13 protein-coding genes are annotated in these 11,499 nt (G+C 67.0%); 1 reads left to right on the top strand and 12 read right to left on the bottom strand.

Annotation, left to right across the window (positions count from 1 at the left end; all coding sequences use genetic code 11):
• Positions 1-75 precede the first annotated feature (75 nt).
• The 4 genes from rfbD to rfbB are packed head-to-tail and all read right to left on the bottom strand — an operon-like array spanning position 76 to position 3,473.
• Positions 76-978, bottom strand: a complete 903-nt coding sequence (gene rfbD, locus LMA02_RS03870) for a dTDP-4-dehydrorhamnose reductase (RefSeq protein ID WP_228906993.1) — start codon at positions 976-978, stop codon at positions 76-78.
• Complete coding sequence (rfbC, locus tag LMA02_RS03865; RefSeq protein ID WP_228906992.1) at positions 971-1,522, bottom strand: dTDP-4-dehydrorhamnose 3,5-epimerase; 552 nt, start codon at positions 1,520-1,522, stop codon at positions 971-973. Before rfbC ends, rfbD begins: the two co-directional genes overlap by 8 nt.
• On the bottom strand, positions 1,507-2,400 hold the full coding sequence (gene rfbA, locus LMA02_RS03860; protein WP_228906991.1) for a glucose-1-phosphate thymidylyltransferase RfbA: 894 nt from the start codon (positions 2,398-2,400) through the stop codon (positions 1,507-1,509). Before rfbA ends, rfbC begins: the two co-directional genes overlap by 16 nt.
• 11 nt (positions 2,401-2,411) lie before the next feature.
• The gene (rfbB, locus tag LMA02_RS03855; RefSeq protein ID WP_228906990.1) at positions 2,412-3,473 is read right to left on the bottom strand and encodes a dTDP-glucose 4,6-dehydratase; all 1,062 of its coding nucleotides are present in this window, start codon (positions 3,471-3,473) and stop codon (positions 2,412-2,414) included.
• A gap of 344 nt (positions 3,474-3,817) precedes the next feature.
• Between rfbB and LMA02_RS03850 the strand changes: the two genes are divergently transcribed.
• On the top strand, positions 3,818-4,657 hold the full coding sequence (locus LMA02_RS03850; protein WP_228906989.1) for a symmetrical bis(5'-nucleosyl)-tetraphosphatase: 840 nt from the start codon (positions 3,818-3,820) through the stop codon (positions 4,655-4,657).
• 31 nt (positions 4,658-4,688) lie between these two features.
• Here LMA02_RS03850 and LMA02_RS03845 read toward each other — a convergent pair whose 3' ends face one another.
• From LMA02_RS03845 to LMA02_RS03810, 8 genes are all read right to left on the bottom strand, one after another.
• The gene (locus LMA02_RS03845; RefSeq protein ID WP_228906988.1) at positions 4,689-5,546 is read right to left on the bottom strand and encodes a lysophospholipid acyltransferase family protein; all 858 of its coding nucleotides are present in this window, start codon (positions 5,544-5,546) and stop codon (positions 4,689-4,691) included.
• A gap of 19 nt (positions 5,547-5,565) precedes the next feature.
• Complete coding sequence (locus LMA02_RS03840) at positions 5,566-6,852, bottom strand: dihydroorotase (protein ID WP_105832648.1); 1,287 nt, start codon at positions 6,850-6,852, stop codon at positions 5,566-5,568.
• A 61-nt stretch (positions 6,853-6,913) separates the two neighbouring features.
• Positions 6,914-7,945 (bottom strand): aspartate carbamoyltransferase catalytic subunit, encoded by a 1,032-nt coding sequence (locus LMA02_RS03835; RefSeq protein ID WP_228906987.1) that lies wholly within the window; start codon positions 7,943-7,945, stop codon positions 6,914-6,916.
• 74 nt (positions 7,946-8,019) lie between these two features.
• Positions 8,020-8,535, bottom strand: coding sequence for a bifunctional pyr operon transcriptional regulator/uracil phosphoribosyltransferase PyrR (pyrR, locus tag LMA02_RS03830; RefSeq protein ID WP_228906986.1), 516 nt, complete (start codon positions 8,533-8,535; stop codon positions 8,020-8,022).
• The gene (gene ruvX / locus LMA02_RS03825) at positions 8,522-8,971 is read right to left on the bottom strand and encodes a Holliday junction resolvase RuvX (protein WP_006751105.1); all 450 of its coding nucleotides are present in this window, start codon (positions 8,969-8,971) and stop codon (positions 8,522-8,524) included. Before ruvX ends, pyrR begins: the two co-directional genes overlap by 14 nt.
• Positions 8,968-9,546: a YqgE/AlgH family protein gene (locus LMA02_RS03820; protein ID WP_006751106.1), complete on the bottom strand. Its 579-nt coding sequence runs from the start codon at positions 9,544-9,546 to the stop codon at positions 8,968-8,970. Before LMA02_RS03820 ends, ruvX begins: the two co-directional genes overlap by 4 nt.
• A 182-nt stretch (positions 9,547-9,728) precedes the next feature.
• The gene (locus LMA02_RS03815; protein ID WP_228906985.1) at positions 9,729-11,030 is read right to left on the bottom strand and encodes a hypothetical protein; all 1,302 of its coding nucleotides are present in this window, start codon (positions 11,028-11,030) and stop codon (positions 9,729-9,731) included.
• 105 nt (positions 11,031-11,135) lie between these two features.
• On the bottom strand, positions 11,136-11,306 hold the full coding sequence (locus LMA02_RS03810; protein ID WP_004186709.1) for a rubredoxin: 171 nt from the start codon (positions 11,304-11,306) through the stop codon (positions 11,136-11,138).
• Positions 11,307-11,499: the final 193 nt, after the last annotated feature.

The raw sequence follows: 11,499 nt of genomic DNA, 5'->3' as shown, positions 1-11,499 counted from the left end.
ATTCAACAGTCCGTCAGCAAAAAATATCGGCCACTTAGGCCAACTTAGTTGGGACAGAATTATAGCCGACGCACCCTACTCGCCCAGACAGAGCCTCAGTGCATCGTCCCATGCCGGCATCGTCACGCCGAACGTCCGCGCCAGCTTTTCCAGCGCCATTCGCGAATTCGCCGGGCGCTTCGCCGGAACCGGATACTCGCTCGCCGGAATCGGCAATACCTTCGGCGCAAGCTCGCCCATCGCGTGCTCAAGAATCGCTTGCGCGAAGCCGTGCCACGACGTCGCGCCGGACGACGTGAAGTGATAGACGCCGGAACGCTTCGCCCACCAATCAGCGACATCATCCGCGGCGGCTTGCTGCGCGATGATGTGCGAGGTGACGACGGCGATCGTCCGGGCCCAGGTCGGCGCACCGACCTGATCCGCCACGACACGCAACTCCGGCCGCTCCTTGCCGAGCTTCAGCATGGTCAGCAGGAAGTTCTTTCCGCGCCGCCCGTACACCCAGCTCGTCCGGAGAATCAAATGCGCACACCCCGTCGCCGCGATCACCTGCTCGCCTTCAAGCTTCGTCGCGCCGTAAGCATTCACGGGATTCGTCGCATCGGTTTCCGTATACGCGCCCGCCTTCGTGCCATCAAACACGTAATCGGTCGAATAATGAATCAGCGCGCCGCCGGTGCGCGCCATCTCCTCGGCGAAGATGCGCGGCACGTCTGCATTCAAGCGGCGCGCGGCGTCGACGTCGGTCTCGGCCTTGTCCACCGCGGTATAAGCCGCCGGATTCACGATGAGGGACGGCTTCAGGTCCCGTACGAACGCGCGCACTCGATCGAGATCCGAAAGATCCAGTGTCGACCGATCGCACGGCACCACACGTCCGAGCCCTTGGAGCGACCGCAGCAATTCGAACCCGACCTGGCCGTTCACGCCTGTCACGAGGATCGTCGGTTCAGGAGGCACACCGCTCTCACGCATAGACTTCCGCCTCGCTCAAACGCTTGCCCGCCGCGTCCTTCGGAGCCAATACCGGTGCCGCATGGATCGGCCACTCGATCCCGATTTCGGGATCGTCCCACACGATGCAGCGCTCGTGCTCCGGATACCAGTAGTCGGTCGTCTTGTACAGAAACTGCGCGGCCTCCGACAACACGACGAAGCCGTGCGCGAAGCCGGGCGGCACCCAGAGCTGGCGATGATTGTCCGCCGACAGTATCACGCCGACCCACTTGCCGAAGGTCGGTGAACGACGACGGATGTCGACGGCGACGTCAAATACCTCGCCTTCCACCACGCGCACGAGCTTCCCCTGCGCATGCTCAACCTGATAGTGCAACCCGCGCAGCACGCCCTTTGCCGAACGCGAGTGGTTGTCCTGCACGAATTCGATGCCAGGCCCGATATGCTCGGCGAATTCCCGCCCGTTGAAGCTTTCGTAGAAATACCCGCGCGCATCGCCGAACACTTTCGGCTCGATGAGCTTGACGTCGGGCAGCGCCGTTGCCGTTACTTGGATTGCCATGCGACCTGACTCGTGAGAAGACTCGTGAGGTATTGACCGTAGGCGTTCTTCGACAATGGCTCGGCCAGCTTCTGTACCTGCTCCGCATCGATCCAGTTGCGGCGGTACGCGATCTCCTCGGGGCAGGCGACCATGAGACCCTGACGCTTCTGAAGGGTCGCAATGAATGTCGCGGCCTCGATCAGCGAATCATGCGTGCCGGTGTCGAGCCATGCGTAGCCGCGCCCCATGATCTCGACATTCAGCGCGGCCGCAGCGAGATAGCGCGAATTGACGTCGGTGATTTCCAACTCACCCCGCGGCGACGGCTTGATGTCCGCCGCGATATCGCACACATGATTGTCGTAGAAGTACAGACCAGTGACGGCATAGTGCGAGCGCGGTTTGGCCGGCTTTTCTTCGATCGACACGGCACGGAAGTCCTGGTCGAATTCGACGACGCCGTAACGCTCCGGATCGTGCACGTGATAGGCGAACACCGTCGCGCCCGCATCCTGCGCGTCCGCGCGCTCGAGCTGCTTCGCCAGGTCGTGACCATAGAAGATGTTGTCGCCAAGGATCAGCGCCGACGGATCCCGACCAACAAATTCCCTGCCGATGATGAATGCCTGCGCAAGGCCGTCCGGCGATGGCTGCACGGCGTACTGGATATTCATTCCCCACTGGCTGCCGTCGCCGAGCATGGCTTCGAAGCGCGGGGTGTCCTGCGGCGTCGAGATGATCAGGACGTCACGAATGCCCGCGACCATCAGCGTCGAGAGCGGGTAATAGATCATCGGCTTGTCGTAGACCGGCAGCAGCTGCTTCGAGACCGCATGCGTGATCGGATACAGACGCGTGCCGGAACCGCCGGCGAGAATGATGCCCTTACGTGCCATCGATGAACTCCTCAAGCGCGCTCTGCGTAGTTGGTTTCAACCCACTTGCGGTATTCACCCGAGGCCACCTCGTCGACCCACACCTGGTTGTCGAGATACCACGCGACCGTCTTCGCCAGACCGGTCTCGAACGTCTCCGCCGGCTTCCAGCCGAGCTCGCGCTCGAGCTTGCGCGCATCGATCGCATAACGACGATCATGGCCGGGACGGTCCGTCACATAGGTAATCTGGTCGCGGTACGAACCCGCTGCCTTCGGGCGCGCCTGGTCCAGCAAATCGCACAGCGTATGCACGACCTCGAGGTTCTTCTTCTCGTTCCACCCGCCGACGTTGTAAGTCTCGCCGGGCACGCCGCGCGCGAGCACTTCACGAATCGCGCTGCAGTGGTCGCCGACGTACAACCAGTCGCGCACGTTCTGCCCGTCACCGTAGACGGGCAGCGGCTTGCCGCCGAGCGCATTGGCAATCATCAGCGGAATGAGCTTCTCCGGAAACTGGTACGGACCGTAGTTGTTCGAGCAGTTCGTGGTGAGCGTGGGCAGGCCGTACGTATGATGATAGGCACGCACAAGATGATCGGAACCCGCCTTGGTCGCCGAATACGGGCTGTTAGGCGCGTACGGCGTGGTTTCCGAGAACTGCGGATCGGTGGCGGACAGCGAGCCGAACACTTCATCCGTCGATACGTGCAGAAAACGAAAGGCCGACCGGTCTGCTTCGTTCAGGCCGTTCCAGTATGTCCGTGCGGATTCGAGCAGCGTGAACGTGCCCACCACATTGGTCTGAACAAAATCCGCCGGGCCGTGAATCGAGCGATCGACGTGGCTTTCAGCGGCGAAATGCAGGACAGCGCGGGGCTGGTATTCGGCGAACAGTGCGTCGAGCGCGGCGCGATCGCAGATGTCCGCGCGTACGAACACGTGTTTCGGGCTCCCGTCCAGCGACTGCAGCGTGCGACGATTGCCAGCGTAGGTCAGCTTATCGACATTGAGCACAGCCTCGTCGGAATGACGCAGCCAGTCGAGTACAAAATTTGCGCCGATAAAACCCGCGCCACCCGTCACCAGGATCATGAGGCTCCCTTTAGTCGTCCGCGGCAGACCTCGAGCACGAGCCGCCCTCATTTCGAACAGCGACAACGTCAAGGTGCGCGTCGCTCAAGGCGGGCATTCTAACTTCTCACCGTGACCGTCAAAGTCATGAAATGCTAATTTTGTCGAGGAAGCGGCAATTATAGGAAGCAAGCCGCTCCAAAAGCCATGGCGCTAACAACTTGAAACAGTGGTCCACGCGCGCCGAAACGAATGGAATTATGTTTTAAATCAACCTGTTAAGATGGAACAAAGTTGTGCTCGGGCGTATTGTGGCGCCCGCGCCATTTTCCAATCAGCGTCAAGACTTGCAACATCCACCTCTCATGCCGCCCACCCCCATCGCCATCGGCGACATCCAAGGCTGTCATTCCGCTTTCCACTTGCTGCTGGAAAAGCTTTCAGCCCCCGCCGACGCCCCGCTATGGATCGCCGGCGACATCGTCAACCGCGGCCCCGAGTCCCTCGCCGCGCTGCGCGCGCTCGCCGAGCTCGGCCCGCGCGCGACCGTCGTGCTCGGCAATCATGACCTCCACCTGCTCGCGGTTGCAGCGGGCATCCGTACCGAACGCCCGGGCGACACCATCGGCGAAATCCTCGACGCACCCGACGCCGACGCCCTGCTCGAATGGGTCCGTCACCGCCCGTTCGCGCATTTCGAACACGGGATGCTGCTCGTGCATGCGGGCGTACTGCCGCAATGGGACACGTCGCTCGCGCTCGAACTCGCTGACGAATTGCAGCGCGCCCTGCGCGCGCCGGATTGGCGCGAAACGCTACAAAACCTGTACGGCAACGAGCCGAACCGATGGAGTCCGACCCTGAAGAAACGCGATCGGATGCGCGTCGCGTTCAACGCATTCACGCGCCTGCGCTTCTGCACGCCCGACGGCGCGATGGAGTTCAAGGCCAACGGCGGCCCCGACAGCGCGCCGCCCGGCTACCTGCCGTGGTTCGACGTGCCGGGCCGCCGCACCGAAGACGTGACGCTCGTGTTCGGCCACTGGGCCGCGCTCGGCCTGATGCTGCGCGACAACGTCGTCGCGCTCGACTCGGGATGCGTGTGGGGAAACCAGCTGTCGGCCGTGCGACTGACGGCTGACCCGGCACAGCGTACGGTCACGCAGGTGCAGTGCGAAGCGTGCCGCACGCAGGGCGGCGAATAGCCCGCACGCGACACGCGCGGGCGAAAGAACATCAGCCCTCGCGCCCCGGCACCGCCTCCTCGGCCGCGGCATCGTCCGCCGCACTGGCGCCGACTTCGGTTGCCGGATACGCATGCCTCTCGAGTTCCGCCAGCGACTCGGGCGACGGCTTGCCGACCTTCGCCTGCAGCGTCTCGAGGGCGGCCGCGATCGCGTCGCGCGCCGCCGCGGAGGTCGCGCGGCGGTCGCCGCCCGGCGCGATCGGCTCGCACACGTACAGGTGCGCGACGAGCGGGCCGCCGCGCAACACCATGTCGAGCGACTTCCCGAGCGACAGCTCGCCCGTGTAGGCCGGCGCGACCGACTGCCGCCGCTGCGCGTCCTCGTACATCAGGCAGACCGGCTGCACCGCGCAGCCAGCCGACACCGCGGCCTGGAACAGGTTCGCATGGAACGGCAGCAGCGCCTGCCCGTCCGACGTGGTGCCCTCCGGAAACACGCACATCAGCCCGCCGTTGCGCAGGCGCTCGGCCATCTCGTGCATGATCCGCATCGCCTCGGTACGCTTCTCACGCTGCAGAAACACGGTATCGAGCTTCTCCGCGAGCCAGCCGACGACCGGCCACTGCCGCACCTCGGCCTTCGACACGAACGGCGTCGGCCGCCACGCGTTGAGCGCATAGATGTCGAGCCACGACACGTGATTGCCGACCACGAGCGCGCTCGCGTCGAGCCGCGCGCCGTCGTTGTGGACGACGAGACGCATCCCGCAGATGCGCAGCATCTTGATGGACCAGCGGCGCGTCATCTCGGCGCGGCGCGCGGGCGTGACGTGCGAAAAGCGCAGCGCGACGATCGCCATGCCGCGCAGCAGGTGAAAGACGAGACGCAGCTTGCGGAGAGCGGTCATGGCGAGGATCCGGCGGGGTTCAGTGGCGCTCGAACGCGACCTGCCCCGCCACGAGCGTCGCGCGCACGCAGGCCGGCAGTTCGTAGCCGAGGAACGGCGAGTTGTGCCCCTGGCTCTTCAGCGCACGCGGCTCGACGCGCCAGTGCGCGCGCGGGTCGAATACGCACAGGTCGGCCGCGGCGCCTTCGGCCACGCGGCCGGCCGGCAACTGCAGCACGTCGGCCGGCGCGGCCGTGATGCGGCGCAGCGCCTGCGCAAGCGGCGTGTTCGTTTCATCGGCCCACTTCACCGTGAGCGACAGCAGCAGTTCGAGCCCCGTCGCACCCGGCGTCGCTTCGCCGAACGGCAGCAGCTTCTCGTCGTCGTCGACCGGCGTGTGATCGGAGCAGATCGCGTCGATCGTGCCGTCGGCGAGGGCGGCGCGGATCGCTTCGCGGTCGCGCTCGCCGCGCAGCGGCGGGTCGAGCCGGAACTGCGAATCGAAGTAGCCGATGTCGATGTCGATCAGGTGCAGGTGATTCACGCCGACGTCGCACGTCACGGGCAGCCCCTCGGCCTTCGCCTCGCGCACGAGCGCGAGGCCGGCCGCCGACGACAGGCGGGCGAGGTGCACGCGCGCGCCGGTCACGCGCATCAGTTCGAAGATCGTGTGCAGCGCGATCGTCTCGGCCGCGACCGGCACGCCGGACAGCCCGAGCCGCGACGCGAGCGCACCGCTCGCGGCGACGCCGCCACGCCCGATGAACGCGTCGAGCGGACGCAGCCACGTCGTGTAGCCGTAGGTGCTCGCGTACTGCAGCGCGCGCAGCAGCACCTGGGTGTCGCGCACCGGCACGTTCGCGTGCGTGAAGCCGACGCAGCCCGATTCGGTCAGCGCGACCATCTCGGTGATCACCTCGCCCTTCAGGCCGACGGTGAGCGCGCCGAGCGGATGAACGTTCGCCTGGTGCAGGTTGCGCGCGCGGAACTTGAGCATCTCGACGAGGCCCGGCTCGTCGAGCACGGGGTCGGTGTCCGGCGGGCACACGAGGGTCGTGACGCCGCCCGCGACGGCCGCGGCCATCTCGGACGCGAGCGTCGCCTTGTGCTCGTAGCCGGGCTCGCGCAGCCGCGCGCACAGGTCGACGAGGCCGGGGGCGACGATCAGGCCCGACGCGTCGATCGTCTTCTCCGCGTTGAAACCGGCCGGCGCTGTACCGGCCTCGGCGAGCGCGGCGATCTTGCCGTCCGCGACGAATACGTCGGCCTGCCGCTCGGTGCCGGCGACCGGATCGATCAGCGTGCCGCCTTGGATATGAATCTTCATGCGCTGTCTGTGAATGCGTTGATTGCGTTGAATGCCTGGATCAGGATGCGCGAAAGCGGGTTCAGTCGCTGTTGCCGGCGACGATGCCCATCACCGCCATCCGCACGGCGATGCCGAACGTGACCTGGTTGAGGATCACCGACTGCGGACCGTCGGCGACCTGCGAGTCGATCTCGACGCCGCGGTTCATCGGGCCCGGGTGCATCACGATCGCGTCGGGCGCGGCGAGCGCGAGGCGCTCGGGCGTCAGGCCCCAGGTCTTGAAGTACTCCTGCGCGGACGGCAGCAGCGCGCCGCTCATCCGCTCGTTCTGCAGGCGCAGCATGATGATCACGTCGACGCCCTTCAGCCCTTCGTCGAGGTTGTTGAACACCTTCACGCCCATCTGCTCGAGACCGCCCGGCAGCAGCGTGCGCGGGCCGATCGCGCGCACTTCCGGCACGCCGAGCGTGGTGAGCGCGTGGATGTCCGAGCGCGCGACGCGCGAATGCAGGATGTCGCCGACGATCGCCACGCGCAGCTTCGTGAAGTCGCGCTTGTAGTGGCGGATCGTGTACATGTCGAGCAGGCCCTGCGTCGGGTGCGCATGACGGCCGTCGCCGGCGTTGATCACGTGCACGTGCGGCGCGCAGTGCTCGGCGATCAGGTACGGCGCGCCGCTCGATGCGTGACGCACGACGAACAGGTCGGCATGCATCGCCGACAGGTTGTTGATCGTGTCGAGCAGCGACTCGCCCTTGCTCGTCGACGACGCGTTGATGTTCAGGTTCAGCACATCGGCCGACAGGCGCGTCGCGGCGATCTCGAAGGTCGTGCGCGTGCGCGTCGAATTCTCGAAGAACAGGTTGAACACCGACTTGCCGCGCAGCAGCGGCACCTTCTTCACCTCGCGGTCCGTCACGCTGACGAACTGCTCGGCCGTATCGAGAATGTGATTGACGATCGAGCGCGGCAGGCCCTCGATCGACAGCAGGTGTTTCAGCTCGCCGTTTTTCGTGAGCTGCGGGTTGCCCTTCAGGAAACCGTAGCGGAACCGCTCGGGGCTCGCGGTCGCAGCGGGATTGCCGGTGCGGCCAGTGGTGTCGGTGGTCATGGTGTGCGTGATTCCAACTATGCAAACGGGCCGCGGCGCGAACCGGCGGCCCGGGATACGGTTTCGCGGTTCGCTCAGGCGCCGTGCGCCTCGATGCGCAGCGTGAGCTGGGCGGCTTCGTCGCGGGCGAGCACGAGCGTCGCATCGGACGGCACGTCGAGCGTGCCGCCCGCGAAGCGCGCGGCGACCGGCAGCTCACGGCCGCCGCGATCGGCGAGCACCGCGAGCTCGACCGCAGCCGGACGGCCGTAGTCGAACAGTTCGTTGAGCGCGGCGCGCACGGTGCGGCCGGTGTACAGCACGTCGTCGACGAGCACGATGCGCGCGCCGCCGACCTCGAACGGCAGCGACGTCGGGCTGGCCTGGCTGTGCAGCCCCTTCTTCGCGTAGTCGTCGCGATGCAGCGCGACGTTCACGACGCCGAAGTCCGGCGCGCCGAGATCGCGCGCGAGGCGCTCGGCGAGCCACGCGCCGCCGCTGTAAATGCCGGCGAGCCGCGGGCCGCCCGGCTCGGCAAAGGCAGTGCCGTATGCGTCGCGAATCTGGTCGAGCAGGACGCGGTAGAGCGCGTCGGCGTCAATGGTGCTCATGGTCGGACAATTGATCGAGATACTGTTGAAGGATCACGCGCGCGGCCTCGGCATCGAGCATCTCGGCGCGTGCGCGCCCGCGCACGTTGCGCTCGCGCAGCCCGGCCTCGGCCTCGACCGACGAATAGCGTTCGTCGACCCACGTGACGGGCAGCCCGAAACGACCGTTCAGTTGGTTGCCGAAGCGCTTCGCCTGCTGCGTCATCTCGTGCGGCGTGCCGTCCGGATGCATCGGCAGGCCGACGACGAGCGCGTCCGGCCGCCATTCGGCCAGCAGGTCGCCAACCGCCTTGAAGCGGTGTTCGCGGTTCAGGTTGGGAATCACGACGAGCGCGCGGGCCGAACGCGTCAGCGCATTGCCGATTGCGACCCCGATCCGCTTCTCGCCGTAGTCGAACGCCAGGAGCGTCGCATCGCGCGCACTCGCGCCACTCATGCGTGCCCTGCTTCGCCGGACAGCATCGACGAGCTGACGCCGAGCAGGCCGAGCGCGGCTTCGAAACGCTCCTCGGCCGGCGTGTCGAACACGATGCGCGGATCGGCGGCCACCGTCAGCCAGCCGTTGCGGGAAATTTCTTCCTCGAGCTGCCCCGCGCCCCAGCCTGCATGGCCGAGCGTCAGCAGGAAGCGCTTCGGGCCGGTGCCCGTCGCGACCGCCTCGAGCACGTCCTTCGACGTCGTCATCTCGAGCCCGCCCTCGACCGACATGGACGAGTTGTAGTTCGCGCCCTCGACCGGCTCGTGCAGCACGAAGCCGCGCTCGGTCTGCACCGGGCCGCCGAAGTACACGGGAATGTGCAGCAGCGGCTCGATGTCGAGCTTGAGGTCGATGCGGTTGAACAGCGATTCGAGGTCGATGTCGGTGGGACGATTGATGACGAGGCCGAGCGCTCCGCGCTCGCTGTGATCGCAAAGATAGACCACCGTTCCTGAAAACGTCGGATCGGCCATGTTGGGCATGGCAATCAGGAACTGGTTGGTGAGATTGATGCGATCGGAAGGCTTTGACATGGTTTGAATTTTAGCAAAGACGCCGCGACCTGACCGGGCCGCGATCAACAAGCAACGCCGCGCGACGCTGGCAACGACGCACGCGGATCACACGGCACTCTAACACGCGCGCGGGCGCTGTCGGCAGCGTGTTGCCGGCCCGCGCGACAAGGGCTGCCGACGTGTACGCGCCCCGTTGCGTGTCAGGTCCGGCCGAGCGCCTCGCCGAGCGCGCCGGACGCCGCGGTCAAGTCCGGCGGCGCCACGCCCGCGGCGATCTTCAGCAGTGCGGCGCGCAGCATGTCGGACGCGCGGCCATGCGCACCGAGCCCGTCGTCGGCGAGCGGCACGCCGTGCGCGGCACGGCGCCACGCCAGTCCGAGCGTATCGGCCAGCAGCGCCGCGTGGCCGAGCCCGAGCGCGCACGCGGCCGTACCGACCCGATAGGCGGCCGCGGACGCGCGCCATGCGGCCCCCGCATCGGCCGTGCCCGGATCGAGCGCGAGTTCGGCCATCGACGCATCGGCGGTCTGCAGGAAATCCTCGTACGCATGCGCGTTGACGGTCACGACACCGAGCATGCGGGTGGGCGCCACCGCGACCGCATCATGCTCGGCCTGCGCGGCGTCGGCTTCCCACAGCGCCTCGGACGCGGGCGTGCCGGCGACGTGCCAGTCCACGGTCAGCCCATAGTCGTGCAGCACGTCGACGAGCGCGACATCCTCGGCGGCCGCGCCAAATAGCGCGAAATCGCGCCATAGCAGTGCGACCGTCTCGCGCACGAGCGCCGGCGGCGCATGACGCCTGCCCTGCGCGTGCTCGCCGAGCAGCAGGTTGGTCCGGGCGAGGAAACGTTTCAGCTCGGGCGCGTTGGTGGCGCGCAGTGCGCGCAGGCACGCGGCGGCGAGCCGCCAGAAGTCGTACGGGCCGTCGGCGGCCAGCGCGGCCAGGGTCGCATCGAGTTCGTCGAGCGCCGCGTCCGGCGTACCGTTCGACGTGCGCAGCACACCGAGCAGCGCCTGCTCGTAGCGGGCCCGCGCCCGGCTCGCGAACGCGTCGGGCATCGCCCGCAGCGTCGCCGGCGGCATCGCGCGCCCGACGAGGGCCAGCACGTCGAGCGGCACGCTCGCGTGCAGGTCGGCCGCGCCTTGGGCACGCAGCGCACGGAAATGGTCGAACAGGAGCGGCGAGCAGGCCAGCTCGCGCAGATTGTGGCGCCCGACCGCCGCGCGAAAATCGCGCAGCGCGATGCGCCAGCCAGCGGAAGTCGGTTCGGTGGCGACGAGCGGCGCCGCGGCGGCGAGTTGCCCCGCGAAACGGGCGGCCGGCAGCCAGCCGGCCTCCGCCAGCACGGCGGCGGCGGCCGACAGCGGCGCGGCCGCGTCGTCGCGACGCTCGAATGCGTCGGCGGCCGCCGCAAGCCACGCGTCGGCCGCGCGCACGGCCCCGCCACGCGGGTTGGGCAGTGCGTCAGGGAGGGGAACGTTCGCCGGATCGGACGTCATGGACACGCGCGCCTGTCATCGTCTAGTCGCTCGCGCCGGCCGCGGCGCGCAAGCGCCGGGCAACCGCGAGGCCGCGAGCGGTGTGTCCGTGGGCCGAGGGTCCGATCAGATCTGGACCATCTCGAAGTCTTCCTTGCGAGCACCGCATTCGGGGCACGTCCAGTTGATGGGGACGTCTTCCCAGCGCGTGCCCGGGGCAATGCCCTCTTCGGGCAGTCCGGCTTCTTCGTCATAAATCCAGCCACAAATCAGGCACATCCAGCTCTTGTATTCCATCTTAAGCCGCGTCGGGAAAGTCGGTAAATTCGGGAGCCATGATGGTACCGTGTCGGGGCCGGACTGCCTAGCAATCGCGCTGGAGTACGGCGACTACGTTGCGTTGGGCTAAAAAATCCGTCGTGCGGGCCGGATTCCGCCGCATAATGGCTGAAAAGTGCGGCCTGCCGGGCAACACCGGGCCAAAACCGCC

Origin of the sequence: Burkholderia sp. B21-005, assembly GCF_020843965.1 — a bacterium.
Classification (GTDB): domain Bacteria; phylum Pseudomonadota; class Gammaproteobacteria; order Burkholderiales; family Burkholderiaceae; genus Burkholderia; species Burkholderia ambifaria.
Note: the sequence above shows the minus strand (reverse complement) of the source record. Positions and strands in the feature narration are given on the sequence as shown.

What these genes read in the sequence shown, in the direction of transcription:
- LMA02_RS03840 (WP_105832648.1), bottom strand. Translation starts at nt 6,852, where the DNA reads ATGAAGATTCATATCCAAGGCGGCACGCTGATCGATCCGGTCGCCGGC.
- rfbA (WP_228906991.1), bottom strand. Translation starts at nt 2,400, where the DNA reads ATGGCACGTAAGGGCATCATTCTCGCCGGCGGTTCCGGCACGCGTCTG.
- LMA02_RS03835 (WP_228906987.1), bottom strand. Translation starts at nt 7,945, where the DNA reads ATGACCACCGACACCACTGGCCGCACCGGCAATCCCGCTGCGACCGCG.
- LMA02_RS03820 (WP_006751106.1), bottom strand. Translation starts at nt 9,546, where the DNA reads ATGTCAAAGCCTTCCGATCGCATCAATCTCACCAACCAGTTCCTGATT.
- rfbB (WP_228906990.1), bottom strand. Translation starts at nt 3,473, where the DNA reads ATGATCCTGGTGACGGGTGGCGCGGGTTTTATCGGCGCAAATTTTGTA.
- pyrR (WP_228906986.1), bottom strand. Translation starts at nt 8,535, where the DNA reads ATGAGCACCATTGACGCCGACGCGCTCTACCGCGTCCTGCTCGACCAG.
- LMA02_RS03815 (WP_228906985.1), bottom strand. Translation starts at nt 11,030, where the DNA reads ATGACGTCCGATCCGGCGAACGTTCCCCTCCCTGACGCACTGCCCAAC.
- rfbC (WP_228906992.1), bottom strand. Translation starts at nt 1,522, where the DNA reads ATGGCAATCCAAGTAACGGCAACGGCGCTGCCCGACGTCAAGCTCATC.
- ruvX (WP_006751105.1), bottom strand. Translation starts at nt 8,971, where the DNA reads ATGAGTGGCGCGAGTGCGCGCGATGCGACGCTCCTGGCGTTCGACTAC.
- LMA02_RS03845 (WP_228906988.1), bottom strand. Translation starts at nt 5,546, where the DNA reads ATGACCGCTCTCCGCAAGCTGCGTCTCGTCTTTCACCTGCTGCGCGGC.
- LMA02_RS03850 (WP_228906989.1), top strand. Translation starts at nt 3,818, where the DNA reads ATGCCGCCCACCCCCATCGCCATCGGCGACATCCAAGGCTGTCATTCC.
- LMA02_RS03810 (WP_004186709.1), bottom strand. Translation starts at nt 11,306, where the DNA reads ATGGAATACAAGAGCTGGATGTGCCTGATTTGTGGCTGGATTTATGAC.
- rfbD (WP_228906993.1), bottom strand. Translation starts at nt 978, where the DNA reads ATGCGTGAGAGCGGTGTGCCTCCTGAACCGACGATCCTCGTGACAGGC.